Below are 21,476 nucleotides of genomic sequence, written 5' to 3' on the forward strand. Positions count from 1 at the left end.
CCCCACTCTCTTTAGACTAAGTTCCAGTCGGCAAAGCCGTAGAATATATTCTGCTGGGTAGGCGTCATTCCTGAGATCTGGCTCCACTGGGTAAGCACCGATCCGTTTTTGAAGCAGAGCACCGCGAAGGGCGGCTCCTCCATAAGGCGCGCATACAGCCGCCGCCCTGCCAGATCCCGCCCCTGCCCGGAGGCTATCCGGAAGGCCTCCAGCAGGCTGGACGCTTCGGTATCCTGATATTTTCCGTAATTCAATGTCCCATTCGGCGTGATAAGTGCGGTCAGATCGAAGTCGGCGGTCAGGCGCACTTCTCCCAGATAGAGATCAAACTCCCCCTTCTGCAGGGCCTGGAGGTAATCCGCCCAGGCCAGGGCCTTCACCTCTACCGCGATTCCCTCCTGGCCCAATCCATCGGCCAGGTGCTGGGCCACCGCCAGGCGGTCGGCGTTGCCTGTGGGTACCACCAGGGTGAGCGCCAGTGTCTCTCCGCTCTTTCGCCAGCCGTCCCCCGACTGGCTCCAGCCCGCTTCACTTAAGGTCTGGGTCAGCATCTGGGGCGAGTACTCCAGCGTCTCCACCAGATCCTCCGGATAGTAGGCACTAGCCGGCGAAATGGGCAGCGCAGCGGACCAGGCGTGGCGGGAGAGCAACACCGTAGCCACCGCCGAGCGGTCAAAGCCCCACTGCAGCGCCCGGCGTACTCCGCTGTCCCGACAGGGGCCCTTCTGGGTATTAAAGCCTACATACAGCATATTGCTGGTCGGATAATCCACCGTATCAAAGGATCCCGAAAAGCCCAGTGCATTGGTCCCGGTCAGATCCGTGGCCACCAGGGCAATATCTCTGGTATCAAAGGCATGGATAAGGTCGTCCGCCTCCTGGATGCTGCGTAAAGGGATGGACTGCTTGGGCAGGTCCTTTCCCTGCCACCAGTCTGTCCGGGCCGTGAGGGCCAGGGTCTCCCCTTCCCCCGTGAGCACATAGGGTCCCGTTCCCAAGGGGTTCCCCCCCGTCTCCTTTACAATTGGAATATCCAGCAAAGAAGGCAGCGCCCCATTGGCCCGGCGGAGAACCACCTGTACCTGAGAGCCCTCTCCCGTCACACTCTGCACATCTGCCAAGCGGTTGGCATACAGCTGGCTGGTGCGTGCCAGGTTCAGGCTGGCCGCCACTTCCGCTCCAGTGAGGGCACTGCCGTCGGAGAAGGTAACGCCACTCTGCAGCACAAACGTCCAGGTAAGTCCATCCTCCGACACGGTATACGACTGGCACAGCTGCTGCTGCACCTGGAAGCTCTGGTCCAGGGCAAACAGGCCTTCATAGAGCAGTCCACCCAAATCCAGGTTGGTCCTGTTGGTGCCGGTGATGGGGTGAAATCCCGCATCGGGATAGCAGGCCAAAGCAAATTCGGCCGCCTCCGGCGCCGGTTGGGCGCTGGGGGCGGCCGTAAGTTCCGGCGAGGGGGTGGGCGCCGCTTCCTCCCCACAGGCCGTCAGCACCGCTACCATAGCCAATGCCAGCAGCAGCGCGATCCATCGTCTTCTCCTCATGCCAGTGCGATCATGGCGGCCTGGCTTCCCCGCTCCCCGTGGGTATAGCGATGAGACCAGTATTTTTCCGGCAGGCAGCAGGTGCAGTCCTCCGCCACAGCGATGTGCTCGGGATCCAGGCCCGCCGCCTCCAACCGTCTTGCATTGAGTCCCTTCAGATCCACACGGAACTTGCCGGTGGGCAACACCTGAATAAAAGACAGAGCCGCCGCACCCATGGCCTCGGTCATGGCATTGGGCACATCCTCGTGGGTCTCAAAGCAGCACTTGGAGATCCCAGGTCCAATGGCCGCCAGGATGTCCATGCGCTGACAGCCATAACACTGGCTCATGCGCTCCACCGCCCGGGTCACGATGCCCAGAGCGGTACCCCGCCAGCCGGCGTGAACCGCACCCACAACCCGGCGCACCGGGTCATAGAGCAGGATGGGCAGGCAGTCCGCGGAAAAGACCGTGAGCGTCACCCCGGGGATATCCGTCACCAGTCCGTCCGCCTGCCACGGCTCAGGCTGGTCCAGCCCCACTCCCAAATCAGCGGCGGTAACGGTGCGCACCGTATCTCCATGGACCTGGCTGGAGCAGACGATCCGTTCGCTCCCCGCGCCGATGGCAGCACAGAAGCGGCGGTAGTTCTCCCGCACATGGTCCGGGTCGTCTCCCCGGTTCATACTCAGGTTCAGCGTGGCGTAGATCCCCTGGGACACGCCCCCCAACCGGGTGGAAAAGCCGTGTACCACACCGCCGGCGGCCTCAAAGCCGTCGGCGGAAAGGTACACCACGCCATTGACGTTGTGTTCGGTGATCTTCATGCTCGGAATCCTCCATAGCCTCAGGCGCCTGTCAGTCTTCCTCGTGCATTCCGCAGCACTTCTTGTACTTCTTGCCGCTGCCGCAGGGGCAGGGGTCGTTGCGGCCGGGCTTGTCGCCCCGCTTGACGGGCTGTTTCTTCACGGTCTGATCGTTGCCCGCGCTCTCGCCGGTGACCTTGGCCACCCGCTGGCGCTTGACCTCGCCGCCTACCTGCACCCGAGCCAGGAAGATACGCCGCAGAGTCTCCTCCTGGATGGCGGCGATCATCCGCTCGAACATCTCATAGCCCTCGCGCTTGTACTCCACCACGGGGTCGTTCTGGCCATAAGCCCGCAGACCGATGCCCTGGCGCAGTTCCTGCATGGCGTCGATGTTGTCCATCCAGTACTCGTCTACCACCCGGAGCATCATCACCCGCTCCAGCTCACGCATCAGAGGCTCGCCCAGTTCCTTTTCCTTCTGGGCATATACCTCGCCAGCCCGGTCCCGCAGCAGCTGAATCAGCCCGTCGGCATCGTACTGCTGCAGTTCTTCGTCGGTAAAGGTAAACTCATCCGGCTGCAGGAAGAGCCCACGATACTGGGCGCACACCTCCCGCCAGTTCTCCGCGTCCATATGCTTGAGCTCACCCATATGGGCATGAACCTCGTTGGAGATGATGGTGGTAAGCATGCTCTGGACCGCTTCCTTCAGGTTCTCGCCGTCCAGCACCTTGCGCCGCTGCTCATAAATCACCTGGCGCTGGGTGTTCATCACGTCGTCATACTCCAGCACGGTCTTACGGGTCTGGAAGTTGCGGGACTCCACCTGGCGCTGGGCGTTTTCAATGGCGCCGGAGAGGATTTTGGCGTCGATGGGGGTATCCTCGTCCACACCCAGCTTCTCCATCATGTTCATCACCCGCTCAGAGCCGAACAGGCGCATGATGTCGTCCTCCAGGGACAGGTAGAACCGGCTCTCGCCCGGGTCGCCCTGACGGCCGGCACGGCCGCGCAGCTGGTTGTCGATCCGGCGGGACTCGTGGCGCTCGGTGCCCAGGATGAACAGACCGCCCACCTCACGAACCTTGTCTGCCTCGGCACGAATCTCATCTTTATACTTGGCCTCCGCCTCGGCAAACATCCGCCGGGCGTTGAGGATCTCCTCATTGTCGGTCTCGGCATAGCCGGTGGCCTCGGCCATCAGTTCGTCGCTCAGACCTGCCTTGCGCAGATCGGCCAGGGCCAGGTACTCGGCGTTGCCGCCCAGCATGATATCGGTACCACGGCCGGCCATGTTGGTGGCCACGGTAACCGCACCCAGCTTACCGGCCTGAGCAACGATCTCGGCCTCTTTCTCATGGAACTTGGCGTTGAGCACGTTGTGCTTGATGCCCTTGCGCTTGAGCATGCCGGAGAGCTCCTCCGACTTTTCAATGGAGATGGTGCCCACCAGCACAGGCTGCCCCTTGGCGTGGCACTGCTCGATCTGCTCCACGATGGCGCGGAATTTGCCCGCCTCGGTCTTGTACACCACGTCGGAATGGTCCACGCGCTGCACCGGCTTGTTGGTGGGGATCTCCACGATATCCAGGGAGTAGATGGTGCCGAATTCCTCCTCCTCCGTCATGGCGGTACCCGTCATACCAGAGAGCTTGTTGTACAGACGGAAGTAATTCTGGAAGGTGATGGTGGCCAAAGTCTTGGACTCCCGGGCAACCTCTACATGCTCCTTGGCCTCGATGGCCTGGTGCAGGCCCTCGGAATACCGGCGGCCATACATAAGGCGGCCGGTAAACTCATCAACAATGATGACCTCGCCGTCCTTCACCACATAGTCGATGTCCCGCTTCATCAGGCCCCGGGCCCGGATCGCCTGGTTGATGTGATGGGACAGGGTGGTATTCTCCGGGTCGGCCAGGTTCTCGATCTGGAACTGCTGCTCCGCCTTCTGAATGCCACGGGCGGTGAGGGTAACGGTGCGCGCCTTCTCATCCACCACATAGTCGGCATCGATATTGGGGTCCTCTTCCTCTTTGGTGTCCACGCTGGCCACCCGCTGGCCCTTCAGCTTGGCCACGAAAGCGTCTACCACCGTATACAGCTGGGTAGACTTATCCCCCTGGCCGGAAATAATCAGGGGCGTACGGGCCTCGTCGATGAGGATGGAGTCCACCTCGTCCACGATGGCAAAGCTGTGGCCCCGCTGGACCATCTCATGGGCATAAATGGCCATGTTGTCCCGCAGATAGTCAAAGCCAAACTCATTGTTGGTGCCGTAAGTGATATCGGCAGCGTAGGCAGCCTTACGGTTTTTGGGTTCCACCTCGTGGATCACCAGGCCAACGGTGAGGCCCATGAACCGGTAGACTTTACCCATCCACTCACTGTCGCGCTTGGCCAGGTAGTCGTTGACCGTTACGATATGCACGCCCTCGCCGGCCAGCGCGTTCAAATAAGCCGGCAGGGTGGCCACCAGGGTCTTGCCTTCACCGGTCTTCATTTCAGCAATGCGGCCCTGGTGCAGAATGATGCCGCCGATGAGCTGCACCCGGTAAGGCTTCATGCCAAGCACACGCCAAGCCGCTTCGCGGCAGGCAGCAAACGCCTCAGGCAGGATGTCATCCAGGCTCTCGCCGTTGGCAAGCCGCTCCTTGAATTCAGGGGTCTTGGCTTTGAGCTGCTCGTCGGTGAGCTTGGAGTACTCCTCATCCAGGGCCTCGATCTTGTCCACGATGGGTCGAATGGCCCTCAGTTCCTTCTCAGAGCTGGTGCCGAACAGCTTTTTCAACAGTCCCATGCGTCTTGTTCACCTTTCTTGTTCTGGATCATCCGCGCCCCCAGGCGCTGGACTTTCAGGTTAATTCAGTTTCCTAGTATACCATATCTACCCCCAATAAAAAAGGGGAAATTGTGAACAAATCCAGTCTTTCGTCCGGAGTCTGTATGAAATCCGCTCCTGCCCGGCAGATAATTGAACATAAAAATTTACAAAACGCGTTTTTCCATTTACGGACGAGACGACGGATGGTACAATAACAACATCCCGATCCACCCCCGCAAAGGAGTTTATGTATGAAAAGACGCACTGTTTTATCCACTCTTCTGGCGTTGACCCTGGCTGCTACGCTCACAGCCTGTACCGGCACGCCGGAAGCACCGGAGATCTCCCCTACCCCCACGCCGGAACCTGCTCCCACTGTCACCCCCACGCCGGAGCCCACCCCCACCCCCGAGCCTGAACCGCCCGTGTGGAGTGAGCAGGTTATCCAGCGCACCTTCACCGCCGGGGACGGCACCCAGGTGATGCAGGTAAGCTACACCCTGCCCCTCATCCAGAATACCGACGCCTGCCCCGCCGGGGCGGCCATCAACGACTGGTACAAGTCTGAGGGCTCCCGCCGTCTGGCCGAGGCGGAGGAGAACTATGAGATGGTGGTAGCCGATTACGACGTATCCCAGGCCTCCGGCTTTCCCTTTACTCCCACTACGGAAGAAATGACCTCCCAGGTCTGCTATGAAGATGAGGCGGTCATCAGCATCTGCCGCAACTGGTACCTGAGCAGCAGCGCTCCCTATCCCACCACCTTCCGCCTGTCCGAACAGTTTGACGCCCAGACCGGTGAGCAGCTGGGCTCGGTGGATTTCTTCTCCGATCCGGACACGGTGCAGGAACGGGTCGTGGACGCTTTCCTGGCCCAGGAGGTCATCCGCTCCGGCGGCTTTACCCGGGACCAGGTGACCCTCGCCTACCAGGCTGAGCACTTTTACCTCACTGACGAGGGATATGTGTTCTGGATCCAGGGCAACACCCTCACCGGCCTGCATGAGCCGGTGGAAGTCACCCTTACCTATGACGCGCTGAAGGACGTGAGCAGCCATGGATAACACTCGGCCCAAGGAGCAGTCGGTCCACCGCCTGCACATCGACGGCTATGCCAGCGATGGTTCCGGCGTGGCCCGGCTGGACGGCATGGTGGTCTTTGTCCAGGGCGGTATCCGCGGGGAGGAGTGCGAGGTACAGCTCACCCATGTGGGACGCAGTGCCCTGTGGGGCAAGGTGAAGCAGATCATCACCCCCTCTCCGGCCCGTACGGACCCCCAGTGTCCCTATTATGGCCGCTGCGGCGGCTGCCAGTACCGGCACATGGACTATGCCGAGGAACTGGAAGCCAAGCGCATCCGGGTGGAAGACGCTCTGCGCCGGCTGGGCGGGGCGGAGGTGACCGTTCCGCCGGTGCTGGGCGCGGCACATATTGACCGCTACCGCAATAAGGCCCAGTTTCCCGTCTCTCCCGGCCCCCGCATCGGCTTTTACCGCTCCCGTACCCATCAGGTCGTGGACGTAGAGGACTGTCTGCTCCAAAGCGAGGCGGCGACCCGCCTGCGCCGGGCGGTAAAACAGTGGATGCAGACATGGTCCATTCCGGGCTACAATGAGCGCACCCGCACGGGACTGGTACGCCATGTTTATGTGCGCACCAACCGGGCCGGGCGCAGCCTGTGCTGTCTGCTGGTCAACGGCCGGGGGGTTCCCCGGCAGTCCGAGCTGGTAGCTGCCCTGCGCCAGGCAGAGCCCGGGTTGGCCGGGGTGGTGCTTGGAATCAACGAAAGCCACAGCAACGTCATTCTCGGAGAGCACTACCGCACCCTGTGGGGGGAGGACTTTTTGTCCGATCTCCTGTGCGGCCACCGCTTTCAGCTGTCGGTCCCCTCTTTTTACCAGGTCAATCCCGACCAGGCCGAGGTTCTTTATGCCAAAGCTTTGGAATTCTCCGGCCTCACGGCTGGTGAAACCGCTCTGGATCTCTACTGCGGCATCGGCACCATCAGTCTGGTTCTGGCCAGCCGGGCGGGCATGGTCTGGGGCGCGGAGGTGGTACCCCAGGCGGTGGACGACGCCATCCGCAACGCCCAGTGGAGCGGCATAGAAAATGTCCGTTTCCTATGCGCCGACGCGGGAGAGGCCGCCCGACGTCTGGCCGCGGAAGGGGTACGTCCCGACGTGGTCTGTGTGGACCCGCCCCGGAAGGGACTGGCCGAGGACGTGGTGAATACCATCGCCGCCATGGCCCCCAGCCGGGTGGTCTACGTCTCCTGCGACCCCGGCACTCTGGGCCGGGACGTGAAGCGGTTTGCCGCTCTCGGATATACCTTACGCAAAGCCGCCGCCGTGGATATGTTCCCCCGCACCGCCCATGTGGAGACGGTATGTTTATTGTCCAAACTTAATGCAAAGCAACATATCGAGATAAACTTGGATATGGACGAGCTTGATTTGACCGATGCAGAAAAGAAAGCTACCTACCAAGAGATCAAAGATTATGTGTTGGAGCATAGCGGCTTGAAAGTCAGCAGCTTGTATATTGCACAGGTAAAGCAGAAGTGCGGTATCATCGAGCGAGAGAACTATAATAAGCCGAAGTCTGAGGACGCTAAACAGCCCCAATGCCCGCCGGATAAAGAAAAAGCAATCGAGGAGGCATTGACGCACTTCGGTATGATTTGAGGAGGGCGGATATGACGCATTTGATTTCTTGTGAGTTCAACATGGATACCGCTTGTGTGGAGCTGAAATTTGCAGATGGCAGCATGATTGCCATTGATACGATTGCGGTAGAGAATGAGGTTGCCGATAATATGTATCAGCGGTCGGAGCTTGACTATCTGATCTACAATGCTCCATTGGAGTATGCAGACCTAATCTTGAACGGTGATCCCGAAACCTATTTGAAAACTGTCACAGAGTATAAATCTTTGGATAGCTGATAAATTTTAAGGCGGCAGGGAGATTGATTTCTTCTTGCCGCCAAACCTTTTGCAGAATATGGGATACAGCGATATTCCACAATACACATATGAAAGGAGTGTGCAAGATGAAATTATCCTACAGCAAGGTATTCGATAGATATACAATGTCTTTTTCGGATAAACTGGCTGAACTTTCGTATTCTCTGTACAAAACATTGAGATTGCGGTTGACAAAAATATTCCCTCTTTCAGAACATGACAAATATCGGTTCCATGATGACGATCCGTTTTCGAAAGAAAAATCTGCTGATATGCCGCAAGGCTTTGACTACATAAAAAGGGAGAGTGTCGATGGATTTATAAGGTTGGACTACATAGATTTGTATGATTATCTTCCAAAGGAAGACCTACCAAAGTTTATGAAAGAACTAAAAAAATGTGTTCGCCGTAATAAAACAACTCCTTTTGGGGCATTTCGTTCCCGCGAGGATATTGATAGAATCGACAATTTTGGTCAGTATTATGATGGTCAGGCTTTTACAAATATTTTAACGGTTCGATTTTGCAAAAACAAAAAACTTCAACAGTTTTGTTCTGATATTTCCGTATCTCTTCGCAATTTATCGGCTACATTTCTTTTAGTAAAATATCGTGTATATATTACAAAGGAGTTTAACGCCAAAATAGCAGAAATATGTAAGGAAAATTACTCTGGATATACGAAAGTTTGTAGGCAATTCAATACACCTTGGTATGCAGTGAAAAAATTTGGTAGATCATCTTATACGGGCAATAATGTTCGTCAAGAAAAAGTCTACACAATGGTTTCCCAACTGAAGTGGCAAATACTGAAGGAAATTCGCAAAACATTTTCCATCAGGTTTTGGGAAGACAGAATATTTACGCCGACATTTGAAACATATTCGACCAATATCCGTCCCAGTAATGAGCGTCGCAATTTAGAGTTTTGGGATAGTATCTCGTTTGACAGAGTTGCCGACTATGCACCAACGTATAACGCCTGCGTATGCTGGGATTATAAGCATGGAGAAAATGAGGGGTTACGTTTATCTGCTTTCTGCGGCGGAAATTACTCCAAAGACGATCATTTGCCGGAGATAGCCCACCATGATATCTCGGATATATATGGGGTTTATTTAACTGCGGCTACATTAGAATATGTTGCAGATAGAGACATTGCGATCTGCAATAAAAAAATCAGCAAAGTGATTAGAAAAGCTAAAACATCCTCTGTTCTAAAAGTCAGAGTTGCGGTTGAACGGAAGTTATATTATTGTTATCGTTTTATTTCGGAATTTTCAGGTAAATCTATAGATCACGATGATGCTAAAGCCTTTAGACATCAGTTTTATAAAAAAGGTTCTGTATCGTCAAGAAGTCTTGAAGGTATATCTAAAAGAATCCGGGAGACAAAAACGCAAATTGATAATATACTAAAGTTGTTAAATGATGCGGCTGAATACAGAAGCAGTGAATCAAATATCAAACTGCAGTGGATTATGATGATTGTAACCGTTCTGTCTTTGTTTGTTGCATTGTCCAGTATTAATAATAACGATGTTGTAAATGAGATTAAGAACTTGATTGAGTGGATAGAAACAATAATGCCAAAATAAATCTACTACTCAATAGATGCAACGCTGTGGGGAGCGAGTGAAGCGTACCAACTAAAACTTGGCGGCAAAATGCAACAGCGTTTCCTGCTCTGTTACGATAACTGCATCGTCGAAATTGACTTCGAGTGGGATTGGCAATTAACATCGGAACAAATGACCGTTGTTACAGAAAAACTTGAAAAGGAAAATCTGCAACACAACAAACCGCTGCAATTTTCATCCCCATGTAGGATGGAGGTTGCAGCGGTTTTTCTGTTTTATGGATTCTGTTGTTTTTGCCTTAACATTTCATTGAGCTTTTCCGTATTCTTTTTGGTTATGGAATAAATGATCGCCCAAATCACGACATAGCCCACGACAAAAATAGCCGAAAAAACTATAATCGGCATTACACCCCAATCCAGCCAGTCATTGAGCAGATAAGTGCCGAGATAGCTGACATACAACACACCACCGTGAATCAAAATCGCCACCATCAAGGGCAGCCGTTCAATTTGATAAATGGCGTTCATACCGCCTGCAATAAAAGCAAGTGCGGTTATTGAAAAGATTCCAATGCATACCTGATTTACGGTTAGAGTAGCTACGGCAGCGGTCTGTTGCAAAATCAGATAGAGTATCGCTAAAATGATGGGGCCCATGCCGCAAGCTGTAAATCCTCGGCGTAAAAACTCGAAAACAAACTTTCTCATATTCCTTCATACCTCCTTCTGATTTCCGCAAAGCAGCGTCTGGAAACATATTCCCGATAGCCACATTGAAATACGGCATCCACACCGCCGCTGAACACCGCATCAAATCGCAGAATACGATGCTCATTTGCAAGGGTTGATTTGTTGATGCGGATAAAGTAAGAGGGCAGGATATCCTCCAAATCACGAAGCCTGTCTTTGAGCGAAAAGTGGTTGCCGCCTGTATCAATGGCAATCACTTTTCTGTTAAGAATGGTGATACATTCGATTTCTGAAAATGCCAGTTTCCGCATCTCATCATCCCTGTATCCCATAATGTAGTCCTCACCGGAATAACTACAGACAAGATTCTCGATTTGCTGTGTCAGAGAAGAAGGTGCATGAACAACTGCTATGATTTCTTCTTCTGCGTTTTTGTCGATAATGAGCTTATATTTCATCTCCTCAATCCTTACTGTTTTTTCATTTGCCTGAGAAAGCAGAATACGGCAATTACCGTTACCAATACACCATACAGCAGAACAGGCAGAATGTGTGGTGCTGCAAGTTCAAAACTACCGCTGAATAACGCTTTCTCAAGTTCCGCTGCGTGCATAAAAGGCAGCGCATTGGCAATTTTCTCGAATGCTCCTCCAACAAGTTCAAGATCAAACCATACGCCGGAAAGCCATGCGGAAAGATTGGTCAACAGTGCGCCGCAGATGCCGCCTACCTGCTTTACACCAAAAACGCTGCCGCACAAAAGCCCCAAGGCAATATTGAAAATCGCCATTGGTATAATTCCGATAATGGCATAGACAATATTTTCGCTGACAGTCAAGCCTAATGGAATCGCAAACAGATAACAGATTACAGTCTGTCCGATGGCAATAGGCAGAAGTGGGAGCATATAGCCAAGGACGAAGTTCAGTCCCGTCAGAGGTGTTGTGTACAGTCGTTGCAGTAAGGCACTTTCCCGGTCTTTGGCAATTAGTGTCGCTGAAAACAGCGTCATAAATGATAGACCGAATACGGTAATCCCCGGTGCCAAGGTGTCGATCTCAAACAGGTGTACCGGAATATTCTTTTGCATTGTAGTCAAAAGCAGCAGCAAGACCAACGGAAATCCCAGACCGAATCCAAGATTGACGGGATCTCGGAGAATTTCTTTGGCACATCTTTTGGCAAATGTCATCATTCTCATACCGCAGTATCCTCCTTCACAATAGAAACGAACGCTGTTTCAAAATCATTTGTTCCTGCTAATGCGTTCAGTTCTTCTACTGTTCCTACCGCAAGAAGTTTTCCGCTTTTCATAATGCCGATGCGGTCAGAAAGAGCCTCTGCTTCTTCCATGTAATGTGTTGTCAGAATGATGGTTACCTTGCCCTTAAGTGAACGAATTGTTTCCCAAAGCTCGTGCCTTGCAATGACATCCAAGCCAAGGGTAGGTTCGTCCAGAAACAGGATTTGCGGTTCGCTGATCAGAGCCATGGCAATGCTGACTCTGCGTTGCCAACCACCGGATAACTTACCGGCTTTTCTTTTCAAAACGATATCCAAAGCAAATTGCCCGGAAAGTTCTCTAATCTTTGCTTCCGTTTTCTCTTTTGAAAAACTGTGGATGCCGCAGATCAATTCCAGATTTTCTTTCACGGAAAGATTTGGAGCAACAGCCGTTTCCTGCGGAGATACGCCAATCAGCCGCTTTACCTGTTCCGGCTCCTTTGTAGTGCTATAGCCACCTACGAGAGCCTCTCCGCCCGTGGGCTTTGTCAGACAGGAGAGCATTTTAATAGTTGTGGTCTTTCCTGCACCGTTCACACCCAGCAGAGAAAATAATTCGCCCTGCTGAATTTCTAAATAGAGCTTGTCCACGGCAGTCAGGTTTTTGTACCGCTTGACCAGCTCCGTTGTTTTAATTGCTTGCATTTCTGCTATCCTCCATTTTGTTTTTTGCTGGTATCATTATAGCAAACAAAAATGGAGAAATGTTGATTCCTGTCTGTTCGGTCGTTTCTGATGTCTAATCGGTACTGCTGCTTTGTGCCGCAGCATCGAAACAGGATTTTTTCTGTAACATTGAAACAGAAAATAATCCTGTTTTGTATTTTCTGAGGAAAGGTGTCAAACTGCATTTTTACAGTTTGGGTACCATTTTCGAGGAAAATATACGGGTGTCCAGAGGGGCGCAGCTCCTTGGCTCTGGGTTTCCAATAGGGGCGAGAAGCATCCCTGTTGGCACACGATTTTGCTTGCAAAGTCTAGTGTGTTATACCTTTTGCGACCGCTAACGCTGGAAAGGGGCTGTCCCACGCCAGACAGTCAATTTCAAGCGGCAGCAGAACAGGCGGATTTTGTGGGCTGTAAGCAACAAAAGACAAGGAATTTGCAATGAGCAAAATCCGGCTGTTCGGGTGTAGTTGGCATAGGAAATCTTGAAGCTGAGCGGAAAGATTTGTTGTGCCAACGGGGGCGCAAGAGGTATATAAAAACCCGCCGCAGCGATCAGCTCCCGTATCGTATTTTCTCCTGCTCCAACTCAAAGGGAATCGTCAATTTCTTCGGAAGCTCGCTCATGGAGAGTTTCAGAATTTGACGGATTGCGATTTTTGCAAAGACGTTCGTTCTGCTCAAATCGCCGTCTGCCAGTTTTACGATCTGCGCTGTTCCCGCAGAAAAGTCAAAACGGATTTCTCCCCATTCATCGTCGTCGTTTGCATACCGATGTACTGCTTTGTACTCGTATGCAGCGGCGGCGATTTTTTTGTTTTTGTCGATCAGCTTCAATTCCACCACACCGAGAACACCGGCATCCACCAAAAGTCCGGTCAGCTTGTCCACGATCTTTTTGTAAGCTCGCTCCGCGCCGCTGGTGGTGCTGTACTCGTAAGCGGTGGCAAGCTGTTCAAATGAATAACGCTCGTCCCACGGCATCACCCGTCCGCAGTTCATACAGATGGCATTTCTCTTTTCAAGGAAGAACTTTTCCTTGCGGCTGAGTTTGTCAAAGGCAGCTTGTACCGCATCGGCACGAACACCGTTCCAGAGAATGTCTGCGTAGTTCCAGCTATCGTCACAGGTAACATCTTCGCCTGTTTCCTCGCTGTTCTCGTCCTGCATGGTGGAGTAAAAAGGAACACGGCTGCGGTTTTGTCTTGCAAGGGTCAGATACTCGGCGGCAGTTTCTTCGGTGCAGTTCTGCTCGGTGGCATATTCGGCAATCACTTCCTTTGCGCTCTTGCCGGAATTGTTATAGAGCCATGCAACGCCACGGGCAGCTTTGTATTCGTCCAGAGATTTGAACGAGCCTGCTTCCTCCTGTCGGCGGCAATCCAGAAGTGCGTTGCCGATGAAGTGATGGGCGTAGGTCAGAAAGTCTGCGCCCTTGTCGGGGGCATAATTCGGTAAGCACTCCAACATAGCAAGGACACAACTGAGCTTGTAATCCAGAAAGCGCAGAGGGTCATATCGGTCAATGCCCTCGGTCAGCAGAAAGCGGTACACTCGCTTGTTCAGCCTTGGCTCGTAGTGATGCAGGAAGTATGTAAAATAGATCAGATCATTTTCACGGACAGCGGAAACGATGTAATCATTGATGTCATCTACCTTGGGCGGCGCAGAGTCAAGACGGAAGATGCGCCCTGCCTGTCGCATGGTCATAGCTCTGTCCTGCACAGCGAATTTAGCTGTGCTGGCATATTCATCGGTATTCCAGAAGCGTTCTTCGGACATTAGGCGCACCTCCTTTCAGTTTATTTTGAATATTCTTATAAGCTATTGATGTATTCGGCGTATTCCGCAGGATGATTGATAGAATACTCGCCATGATACAGCTTATCCTTGATGAACAGTGTGCTGCCCGGTATCATTTGATGCAGCTTTCGGGCTGACGAAATCATATTGGATTGCTCTCTTGCGCCTACCACAACGGTTACTTTGGCTGTAGTTCTGCTGATTTCTTCTTTACAGGAATAGCTTGTGTTGGCTTTCATAAATGCAATCATATCCTGCTTGGATATTTTACAGGTATCCTCATAATAATTCCGGAACAAATCTGACTTGATTTTCAGCGACTTGAATTGCAGCTTGGCAAACCATTTTTTCTTGATAAGTCCGAAACTCATATCAAACATGGGCTTTATCAAAGTATTCGTAAGCTTTGATGGGATAACACAGGCACTCTCAATAATGGCATATTCACAAAAGGACGGACGCTGTGTCAACATTTCAACCAGAACCTGTCCGCCCAAAGACAAACCGCCTATCAGAAAAAGCTGTCCTTGGCAATGCTCATCTATGTAATGCAATAGAGCTTCTGCGTTATCTTCAATACTGGTAAAGTTCCGAGAACTTCCTGCATGACCATCCAAAATTGGGAGAATGACGTGGTATCTGTCTTTCAGCAATTCAGCCACTTCTTTGTAATTCCACCAAGATAAACCGCCGCCATGCAAAAGCATAATTGTCTGTTGATTTTCTTTTCCGTATTCAAGTTCGTTCATATTAACTGTTCTCCTTGCCGGTCAAAAAGGCATATACCCTGTCGTTGAAGTCCCTGGCTTCTTCATATGCGGCGTGCCCAAACTTCTCATACATATATATTTCGCAACCGAGCTTCTCCGCAATTTCGCTCGAAGCTATACCACTAACCACTTTATCCTGTTGTCCGCCGATTACAAAAACTGGACATTGGATTTTGTGCAAGTCCTCATAAGAATTACAAGTAAGACAAGCTCTTGCCAATTTTATAAAACGATTGACATCTTTCGGTTTTTGCATAACAGTCAGCAACGGCATAAACGGTTTATATCGCTTTACATAGGCATCGGAATACATACGGATTGCCATATCTTCCACAAGCTCTTTTATATTTCCTTGTTCAGTCAATACAATCCATTTCTCGATTGTCGATTCGACAACAGGATTGTTCTTGGACAGCGTAACGGCAAGCACCAATTTGTTTACCAAGTCAGGACGGTCAATGGCGAGATACTGCGCAATCATTCCACCCTGCGAAACACCAAATACATCAGCATTCGTAATTCCCAATGCATCCATCGCTGCAGCAACATCCGAAGCCATATCTCGTACTGTCATACCATCTGGAATATCCGGTCTGCGGTCAAATAGATACACAGTGTATTCTTTGGCGAAAAGACGATACATATAAGCAAGTGATACGGAAGCACCCTTAATGCCACGAGTGTTCAATCCTTGAATCATAATTAAGCTTTTCTTGCCACTGCCGAAAGAAATAGTATCAATTTGCATATTATGTAGATTTGTTTTTTGCTCCTTTGCGTTGTAAATCATGATTATTTCTCCATACTCAAGTTTTGTTCGTTGCCTCAATAAACAAGGCATCCTGCGACATCTCCGTTTCATAGCGGCCCTTGGCATACTCGTAGTCGAAGATCGCACGCTCCAATTTATCTTTTGCCAGACGCTTCATCACATCGGCGATCTGCTTGTCCAGAGTGCCACGGCGGAGATACTGCGTAATCGTGTTCATTCGGCGTGTGTAAATCGCCTTGATGGGATGATCGTCCGCAAGCTCTCTTTGCTCTCTGCCTTTGAGATTGCCAATCTGACGGCAGGTACGCCCACGCTTGTCCCCCGGCGCAAGACCTCCGCAATATTTAGTCTGCCTTGCATCGGTAGTTAGAAACCACTTGCCGCAGATGGGACATTTCCTTGGCGCATGACCGACACACAATCCCTCAAACAAGTCGGAACGGAACATACCCACAAAAGAAACGTAGTGCATACGCTTCACAAGCTGCGGTATGCCTTTCTCCGGCATAACAGAAGATACATACTGAATTGTGGTATTGGTCAACTGCATCCACATGGAATTTTCGGGAGATAATGTTTCATCTTTTGGAAACTGCTTGGCAAAAGCGGCGGCATATCCGTCCGGCGTGCGTTTGCTGTCATGGAGCTTGTGGGCGAAGTCAATCATGCCGCCCTTGAATATTTTCAGCGTGTTTCCAAGCTGAGACATTCTCTGTATCAGCTTCAAGACACCGACAGCGTGGCTGTATTTTTCATCAAAAGAAGCTGCTGCGCCGATTTCCTGTAATGCCTTGATGTACGAGACGATGTTTTCTATGTGTTCCTCGTCAAAGAGACGGTGCAATTCCTTTTCATCCGTTGCCAGGTCCAGAAAAGAGAACGGTTCTGTTTTCTGCAAGAAGCGGACGATCTTCCATAGAGCTTTCTCTGCCGTGGGGAACACAGACACATCCACATTACCCGTACCGAGCATGAGAATGATTTCGTTCAACGGCTGGCAGAGTGTTGTTAATGCGGCGATCTGTTCATCGGTGATGTTGAGTGCGGCACAGCCAATCGTACCGATGGGAACGGTCTTCTTACCGTATGTTACCTTGTCCTGCCAAAAATCCAATGTCAGCAGATTTTGATTTAGGATGCTCATGTGCCTACCTCCAATCTGTCATGTTTTTCTTGTTTTTGCGGTTAATCATATAGATTGTGTTCTACATAGATCATCATTTTATTGTTTTGATACCCATATTCAATAAGTCCAACAAGTGGTGCTAACCCAATAAACTCTATTCGTCCAAAGAGAATTGGCAGGAGTATGGACATAGAAAAGATTACGCCTAAAAGGACAAACAGTGCTATATGCTCCTTGCGCCATTTCTTTTTGAAATATGATTTTTTCTCTTCAAATGAAAATGCACTGCTTTTGGAAACTGCAATAATATTTTCATCAGCCTTTTTTCGGAAATCAGCGTCAGACATTCTTTCTCCGGCTAATATCTCATTGATATTGACATGAAATTCCTTTGCAAGCAGTTGCAGCATTTCGATGTCCGGCATATAGTTTCCATTCTCCCAACGAGAGATGGTTTTATTGGTTACGCCAAGTTTCTCGCCCAGCTCCTCTTGCGTGAGTTCTGCTTGTTTGCGGAGCGAAGCTATAAATTTTCCGATTTTCACTTGATCCATATTGATCACCTCCGGGATTATTGTATATCAATCACGGTGAGAATTCCTCCTCACAAACAGCGATTCTTCATAAATGCTTGTCTGTGCTGTCATGTTTTTTGTTTTCTTCCATTATACCATATATTTGTGACAAAATATAGAATGCCAGCTGATTTTTTAGCTGTGTTCATCCAGAAATTTACGCTATTTTACTCCAAACCGTCTTGTCATGTTTTTTGAAATGAGCTTGTCATGCCATTAGCCTGCTTTTTTCGATTTTCCTCATAATATACACGAGGGGATGAAAAAACGTCCCCATCAATAAGAATTATGGAGGAATGCGATGAATGTATTCGGAACAGTAAAAACAAGCATCAACACAAGAGAAGCGGCAGAAAGGTACGGCGTGGAGGTCAACCGTCATGGAAAAGCCCTTTGTCCGTTCCACAATGACCGCCATCCGAGCCTGTTTGTGGACGATGATCACTACCATTGTTTCGCTTGCGGCGAGCATGGAGACGTTATCGACTTCACATCCAAGCTCCACGGTCTGTCCCTGTACGATGCGGCGAAGAAGCTTGCATACGACTTCGGCATCACGCAGGACAAGCCACCCGACAAGGCGGTGCAGGAAAAACTAAATAAGAAAAGCGAAGCACGGCGACTCAGAGAAAATGAGAAGCTGTGCTTTTCTGCGCTCATGGAGTATTACAAGCTCCTGCAGGAATGGATGATACTGTACGCACCGAAAACCCCGGAGGAGACACCGCATGACAGATTTATTCAAGCCTGTCACCATCTGTCCTATGTGGAGTATCTGGTGGATCTGCTGGTTATGGGCGATTCCTACGAGCGCACCGAGGTGATCGACATGATGATGACCGATGGCAAGCTGAAAAAGCTGCAAACGTATCTGAAAAAAATGAAGAAGGAGGAAAAAGCCTGTGAACGAAGAAAAGATTTTGCACGATGAAGCATTGGACGAGGACAGCGATTGGGCGTTCTGGTTTGACGGTAAGAACATCAATGAAGTTATGTTCTGTCAGTATTTCTTACAGCTTCATCCCATGAAATGCGTACGAGGTCGCCTGTTTACAGTGGATGGCATCGTTGAGGACGAGGGCGAGATCAGTCAAATGATACTGGATGAAGTACGTGGGTGTCTGACAAATGGCGTTGCCAAGGCGGTTTCCAATCTGCTTGCCAGTCTGAAGCTTATGGCGTACTCGCCGCCGCTGCCTGTAGAAACAGACCGCATTCATGTGGCAAACGGCACGTATTTCTTGAACGGCACATTCACTGAGGACAAGACCTACTGCAACAACCGCTTGAAAGTGGCATATAACCCAAACGCACCGCAGCCGAAACGATGGCTGCATTTTTTGTCCGATCTGCTCGTACCGGAGGACATTCCTACCTTGCAGGAATATCTCGGCTACTGTCTGATACCCTCCACCAAGGGTCAGAAGATGCTCATGCTCATCGGCAAGGGCGGCGAGGGCAAAAGCCGTATAGGGCTTGTGATGCGCTCCATTCTGGGTGACAGTATGAACACCACAAGCATCCAGAAGATCGAAAATAACCGTTTCGGCCGAGCCGATCTGGAAAGTAAGCTCTTGATGGTGGACGATGATATGGATATGAGCGCACTTCCCAAAACCAACTATATCAAGTCCATCGTCACAGCGGAGTGCAAAATGGATATGGAACGCAAGGGTGTACAGAGCTACCAAAGTCTGCTGTACGCCCGTTTTTTATGCTTCGGCAACGGAGCATTGACTGCACTCCATGACCAGTCGGATGGATTCTTTCGCCGCCAGATCGTGTTGACCACCAAAGAGCGACCCGCTGATAGAATGGACGATCCGTTCCTTGCCGAGAAGCTGATGCAGGAAAGCGAAGGTATCTTCCTGTGGTGCATGGAGGGGCTGTATCGTCTGCTTGCCAACAACTACCGCTTTACCATCAGCGGACAAGCCAGGGAGAACGTGGAAACGGTCAAACGCAGCAGCAACAATGTCATTGAGTTCCTGCAATCGGAGGGATATATCCTCTTCAAGGCAGATGCAGAAGCAAGCTCCAAGGCACTCTATGAAGCCTACAAGCTGTGGTGCGAGGACAATGTGCGAAAACCAATGTCAGCAAACAGGCTCAGTTCCGAGCTTGCACAGAATAAACGCCTTTACAATGTGGAAGCCACCAACAATATCTATGCCGGAGGAAAGCGTGTGCGTGGATTTATGGGTATCGAGGTACTGGCAAAGTCCTCTTTTCTGAAATGGTGAGCGAAGTGAAAAAGTGCTGTACGTACCGTACAGTACGTACGGCAGTTTTCAACTCCACCTCTATATGAGCATTGAAAACGATGGCAAAAATCAATGCTCTAAAGCAAGCCTTGTGAAATCCGTGAAGATTTACACCGCAGGAAGTATCAAAATCATCATTTGGTGATTTACGGAACAGTAAAGCACATTCACGGAACTGTGGTGTTTCTTCCTGTTCGGTCTGCTCTCCCACAAAACAGTAGAACAGATAGGGTGCTGTTATGGACAGGACTACGCAGAGCGAAATCTGAGAGGAAAACACCATCTTCAAAATCAACACTTATCGGTGAGGACAGTTCACCGCACAAAAAACCAATATCACGAAATTATGGAGGAATTTTTGTATGAAATCGAATCTGAGAAATGAAATCAAGTCGTACATTGTACGGCAAGGGATGACCATGCAGGAGGTCGTTGACCTTCTGGCAGACGAATACGGATGGAGCGACAGCGTTTCCAACCTATCCAACAAGCTCCAGCGTGAATCTCTCCGTTATATCGAAGCGGTACAGCTGGCTGATGTGCTGGGCTTTGAAATCGTATGGAGAAAGAGAGGTGATCGCTGATGGCAGCACCGCAGTATGCTATTTTACGTTTTGCCAAGTACAAGGGACCGGAGATCAGCGGCATTGAAGCTCATAACGAGCGCACCAAAGAGAAATACGCAAGCAATCCCGACATTGACCCGTCCCGTACACACCTCAATTTTCACCTTATCAAGCCTGAAAGAAAATACAGGGCTGAATCCGAAAAGCAAATTGCTGAAGCCGGATGCCGCACACGCTCTGACAGCGTTCGTGTGGTGGAAGCTCTCATTACCGCTACGCCGGAGTTCTTCAAGGGCAAGAAACGGGCTGAAATCCGTGAGTTCTTCAATGAAGCATTGGAGTTCATAAAGCAGAATCAAGCTCCCGAAACCATCATATCTGCTGTGGTGCATCTGGACGAGAAATCACCTCATATGCACCTTTGTTTTGTCCCTCTGACAGAGGATAAGAGACTGTGCGCCAAGGAGATTTTGGGGAACAAAAAGAAGCTGACCCAGTGGCAGGACAAGTATTGGGAACACATGGTCAAGAAATATCCCGATCTGGAACGTGGCGAAAGTGCCAGCGAGACCGGGCGTGACCATATCCCTACGAGAGTATTCAAGCAGATGGCACGTCTGAACAAGCAGCACGACAAGCTGGCGGAACTGCTCTCTGATATGAAATTTACGAACTACAAGGAACGCTCCGCACAGATTGCGGCATTTCTTGAAAAGTATATCCCCGATGTGGCAGCCATGGAAACGCAGATGAAGAAATACGAAAAGTTCTTCAAAACGGCAGACGGCAAGCAGAAAGCATTGGAGAAGAAAAATGACGAGCTGACCGCTGCTCTGGAAAAGAGCGAGAAAGAAAGCACCGTCAAGAAGTTGCAGGAAATGCGGCTGCACAGCGATTATGAACGTATCAAGGGTATTCTTGACCGTATCCCGCCAGAGATCATTCGAGCATATACACATCGTGACAGCAAAACGCAGGAGGTACACCATTATAGATAATCGAAAAAAGGATGAATGGAGCGGCTTTGCCGATTTGCTTGCCAACTTAATAGAGAAATATGCGGCGGTTCTGGATATTGAAAATCTTCCGGAGCCGCCGATTTGTTTGGACAGCGAGAAAAAGGAAATTGTAAACAATTCCAAACATTTTGCGGAATCTATTGAAAAAGAGGACATTGCATGATATAATATACGTGTGATGAGTGTCCAAACCTACTCTGAGAGTGATTTCGGAGTAGGGGTTACATAACG

Annotated in this window: 21 protein-coding genes; 9 read left to right on the plus strand and 12 right to left on the minus strand. The window is 50.7% G+C overall.

Annotation, left to right across the window (positions count from 1 at the left end; translation table 11 throughout):
• Positions 1–11: 11 nt before the first annotated feature.
• Genes WMO45_RS11250 through secA form a run of 3 tightly spaced genes read right to left on the minus strand, consistent with a single transcriptional unit; the run spans position 12 to position 5,138 of the window.
• Positions 12–1,550 carry an ABC transporter substrate-binding protein gene (locus tag WMO45_RS11250; RefSeq protein WP_349140862.1) on the minus strand — a complete coding sequence of 513 codons (1,539 nt, stop codon included), beginning with the start codon at positions 1,548–1,550 and terminating at the stop codon, positions 12–14.
• Complete coding sequence (pgeF, locus tag WMO45_RS11255) at positions 1,547–2,359, minus strand: peptidoglycan editing factor PgeF (protein ID WP_349140863.1); 813 nt, start codon at positions 2,357–2,359, stop codon at positions 1,547–1,549. Before pgeF ends, WMO45_RS11250 begins: the two co-directional genes overlap by 4 nt.
• A gap of 31 nt (positions 2,360–2,390) precedes the next feature.
• Positions 2,391–5,138, minus strand: coding sequence for a preprotein translocase subunit SecA (secA, locus tag WMO45_RS11260; protein WP_349140865.1), 2,748 nt, complete (start codon positions 5,136–5,138; stop codon positions 2,391–2,393).
• A gap of 275 nt (positions 5,139–5,413) precedes the next feature.
• On the opposite strand from secA, the gene WMO45_RS11265 reads away from it, so the two are divergent.
• From WMO45_RS11265 to WMO45_RS11280, 4 genes are all read left to right on the plus strand, one after another.
• Positions 5,414–6,226: a hypothetical protein gene (locus tag WMO45_RS11265; protein ID WP_349140866.1), complete on the plus strand. Its 813-nt coding sequence runs from the start codon at positions 5,414–5,416 to the stop codon at positions 6,224–6,226.
• Positions 6,219–7,847, plus strand: a complete 1,629-nt coding sequence (gene rlmD / locus WMO45_RS11270; RefSeq protein ID WP_349140867.1) for a 23S rRNA (uracil(1939)-C(5))-methyltransferase RlmD — start codon at positions 6,219–6,221, stop codon at positions 7,845–7,847. Before WMO45_RS11265 ends, rlmD begins: the two co-directional genes overlap by 8 nt.
• A gap of 11 nt (positions 7,848–7,858) precedes the next feature.
• Positions 7,859–8,107: a DUF6061 family protein gene (locus WMO45_RS11275; protein ID WP_349140868.1), complete on the plus strand. Its 249-nt coding sequence runs from the start codon at positions 7,859–7,861 to the stop codon at positions 8,105–8,107.
• Between the two features lie 107 nt (positions 8,108–8,214).
• Positions 8,215–9,726, plus strand: a complete 1,512-nt coding sequence (locus tag WMO45_RS11280; RefSeq protein WP_349140869.1) for a hypothetical protein — start codon at positions 8,215–8,217, stop codon at positions 9,724–9,726.
• A 257-nt stretch (positions 9,727–9,983) separates the two neighbouring features.
• On the opposite strand, the gene WMO45_RS11285 is transcribed toward WMO45_RS11280, so the two are convergent.
• The 9 genes from WMO45_RS11285 to WMO45_RS11325 all read right to left on the minus strand — a co-directional run bounded on the left by WMO45_RS11285 (position 9,984) and on the right by WMO45_RS11325 (position 17,375).
• Entirely contained in the window at positions 9,984–10,418 is a 435-nt protein-coding gene (locus WMO45_RS11285) for a DUF3021 domain-containing protein (RefSeq protein WP_349140870.1), read from the minus strand.
• Positions 10,415–10,858, minus strand: coding sequence for a LytTR family DNA-binding domain-containing protein (locus tag WMO45_RS11290; RefSeq protein ID WP_349140871.1), 444 nt, complete (start codon positions 10,856–10,858; stop codon positions 10,415–10,417). The genes WMO45_RS11285 and WMO45_RS11290 overlap by 4 nt, the downstream gene beginning before the upstream one ends.
• Before the next feature lie 11 nt (positions 10,859–10,869).
• The gene (locus WMO45_RS11295; protein ID WP_349140873.1) at positions 10,870–11,601 is read right to left on the minus strand and encodes an ABC transporter permease; all 732 of its coding nucleotides are present in this window, start codon (positions 11,599–11,601) and stop codon (positions 10,870–10,872) included.
• Complete coding sequence (locus tag WMO45_RS11300; protein ID WP_349140875.1) at positions 11,598–12,329, minus strand: ABC transporter ATP-binding protein; 732 nt, start codon at positions 12,327–12,329, stop codon at positions 11,598–11,600. Before WMO45_RS11300 ends, WMO45_RS11295 begins: the two co-directional genes overlap by 4 nt.
• A 576-nt stretch (positions 12,330–12,905) precedes the next feature.
• A complete protein-coding gene (locus WMO45_RS11305) occupies positions 12,906–14,132 on the minus strand; it encodes a hypothetical protein (RefSeq protein ID WP_349140876.1) in 1,227 nt (408 codons plus the stop codon).
• A gap of 35 nt (positions 14,133–14,167) precedes the next feature.
• On the minus strand, positions 14,168–14,902 hold the full coding sequence (locus tag WMO45_RS11310; protein WP_349140877.1) for an alpha/beta fold hydrolase: 735 nt from the start codon (positions 14,900–14,902) through the stop codon (positions 14,168–14,170).
• A 1-nt stretch (position 14,903) separates the two neighbouring features.
• On the minus strand, positions 14,904–15,713 hold the full coding sequence (locus WMO45_RS11315) for an alpha/beta fold hydrolase (RefSeq protein WP_349140878.1): 810 nt from the start codon (positions 15,711–15,713) through the stop codon (positions 14,904–14,906).
• 16 nt (positions 15,714–15,729) lie between these two features.
• On the minus strand, positions 15,730–16,839 hold the full coding sequence (locus WMO45_RS11320; RefSeq protein ID WP_349140879.1) for a DUF6076 domain-containing protein: 1,110 nt from the start codon (positions 16,837–16,839) through the stop codon (positions 15,730–15,732).
• A 41-nt stretch (positions 16,840–16,880) separates the two neighbouring features.
• On the minus strand, positions 16,881–17,375 hold the full coding sequence (locus tag WMO45_RS11325) for a helix-turn-helix domain-containing protein (RefSeq protein WP_349140880.1): 495 nt from the start codon (positions 17,373–17,375) through the stop codon (positions 16,881–16,883).
• Positions 17,376–17,697: 322 nt separating this feature from the next.
• Here WMO45_RS11325 and WMO45_RS11330 point away from each other — a divergent pair, with 322 nt between their 5' ends.
• From WMO45_RS11330 to WMO45_RS11350, 5 genes are all read left to right on the plus strand, one after another.
• Positions 17,698–18,327 (plus strand): CHC2 zinc finger domain-containing protein, encoded by a 630-nt coding sequence (locus tag WMO45_RS11330; RefSeq protein WP_349140881.1) that lies wholly within the window; start codon positions 17,698–17,700, stop codon positions 18,325–18,327.
• Positions 18,328–18,388: 61 nt separating this feature from the next.
• Positions 18,389–19,639: a DNA primase family protein gene (locus tag WMO45_RS11335; RefSeq protein ID WP_349140923.1), complete on the plus strand. Its 1,251-nt coding sequence runs from the start codon at positions 18,389–18,391 to the stop codon at positions 19,637–19,639.
• 383 nt (positions 19,640–20,022) lie between these two features.
• Entirely contained in the window at positions 20,023–20,244 is a 222-nt protein-coding gene (locus WMO45_RS11340) for a type 2 periplasmic-binding domain-containing protein (protein WP_349140883.1), read from the plus strand.
• The gene (gene mobV / locus WMO45_RS11345; RefSeq protein WP_349140884.1) at positions 20,244–21,224 is read left to right on the plus strand and encodes a MobV family relaxase; all 981 of its coding nucleotides are present in this window, start codon (positions 20,244–20,246) and stop codon (positions 21,222–21,224) included. Before WMO45_RS11340 ends, mobV begins: the two co-directional genes overlap by 1 nt.
• Entirely contained in the window at positions 21,187–21,408 is a 222-nt protein-coding gene (locus WMO45_RS11350; protein ID WP_435387689.1) for a hypothetical protein, read from the plus strand. Before mobV ends, WMO45_RS11350 begins: the two co-directional genes overlap by 38 nt.
• Positions 21,409–21,476 lie beyond the last annotated feature (68 nt).

The organism is Flavonifractor hominis (assembly GCF_040095835.1).
Classification (GTDB): Bacteria; Bacillota; Clostridia; order Oscillospirales; family Oscillospiraceae; genus Flavonifractor; species Flavonifractor hominis.

Bases quoted from the DNA above. Each gene is read 5' to 3' on its own strand.
- WMO45_RS11335 (WP_349140923.1), top strand. From the start codon at position 18,389: ATGTTCTGTCAGTATTTCTTACAGCTTCATCCCATGAAATGCGTACGA.
- WMO45_RS11310 (WP_349140877.1), bottom strand. From the start codon at position 14,902: ATGAACGAACTTGAATACGGAAAAGAAAATCAACAGACAATTATGCTT.
- secA (WP_349140865.1), bottom strand. From the start codon at position 5,138: ATGGGACTGTTGAAAAAGCTGTTCGGCACCAGCTCTGAGAAGGAACTG.
- WMO45_RS11285 (WP_349140870.1), bottom strand. From the start codon at position 10,418: ATGAGAAAGTTTGTTTTCGAGTTTTTACGCCGAGGATTTACAGCTTGC.
- WMO45_RS11280 (WP_349140869.1), top strand. From the start codon at position 8,215: ATGAAATTATCCTACAGCAAGGTATTCGATAGATATACAATGTCTTTT.
- WMO45_RS11320 (WP_349140879.1), bottom strand. From the start codon at position 16,839: ATGAGCATCCTAAATCAAAATCTGCTGACATTGGATTTTTGGCAGGAC.
- rlmD (WP_349140867.1), top strand. From the start codon at position 6,219: ATGGATAACACTCGGCCCAAGGAGCAGTCGGTCCACCGCCTGCACATC.
- mobV (WP_349140884.1), top strand. From the start codon at position 20,244: ATGGCAGCACCGCAGTATGCTATTTTACGTTTTGCCAAGTACAAGGGA.
- WMO45_RS11275 (WP_349140868.1), top strand. From the start codon at position 7,859: ATGACGCATTTGATTTCTTGTGAGTTCAACATGGATACCGCTTGTGTG.
- WMO45_RS11290 (WP_349140871.1), bottom strand. From the start codon at position 10,858: ATGAAATATAAGCTCATTATCGACAAAAACGCAGAAGAAGAAATCATA.
- WMO45_RS11305 (WP_349140876.1), bottom strand. From the start codon at position 14,132: ATGTCCGAAGAACGCTTCTGGAATACCGATGAATATGCCAGCACAGCT.
- WMO45_RS11295 (WP_349140873.1), bottom strand. From the start codon at position 11,601: ATGAGAATGATGACATTTGCCAAAAGATGTGCCAAAGAAATTCTCCGA.
- WMO45_RS11300 (WP_349140875.1), bottom strand. From the start codon at position 12,329: ATGCAAGCAATTAAAACAACGGAGCTGGTCAAGCGGTACAAAAACCTG.
- WMO45_RS11250 (WP_349140862.1), bottom strand. From the start codon at position 1,550: ATGAGGAGAAGACGATGGATCGCGCTGCTGCTGGCATTGGCTATGGTA.
- pgeF (WP_349140863.1), bottom strand. From the start codon at position 2,359: ATGAAGATCACCGAACACAACGTCAATGGCGTGGTGTACCTTTCCGCC.
- WMO45_RS11315 (WP_349140878.1), bottom strand. From the start codon at position 15,713: ATGATTTACAACGCAAAGGAGCAAAAAACAAATCTACATAATATGCAA.
- WMO45_RS11265 (WP_349140866.1), top strand. From the start codon at position 5,414: ATGAAAAGACGCACTGTTTTATCCACTCTTCTGGCGTTGACCCTGGCT.
- WMO45_RS11340 (WP_349140883.1), top strand. From the start codon at position 20,023: ATGAAATCGAATCTGAGAAATGAAATCAAGTCGTACATTGTACGGCAA.
- WMO45_RS11330 (WP_349140881.1), top strand. From the start codon at position 17,698: ATGAATGTATTCGGAACAGTAAAAACAAGCATCAACACAAGAGAAGCG.
- WMO45_RS11325 (WP_349140880.1), bottom strand. From the start codon at position 17,375: ATGGATCAAGTGAAAATCGGAAAATTTATAGCTTCGCTCCGCAAACAA.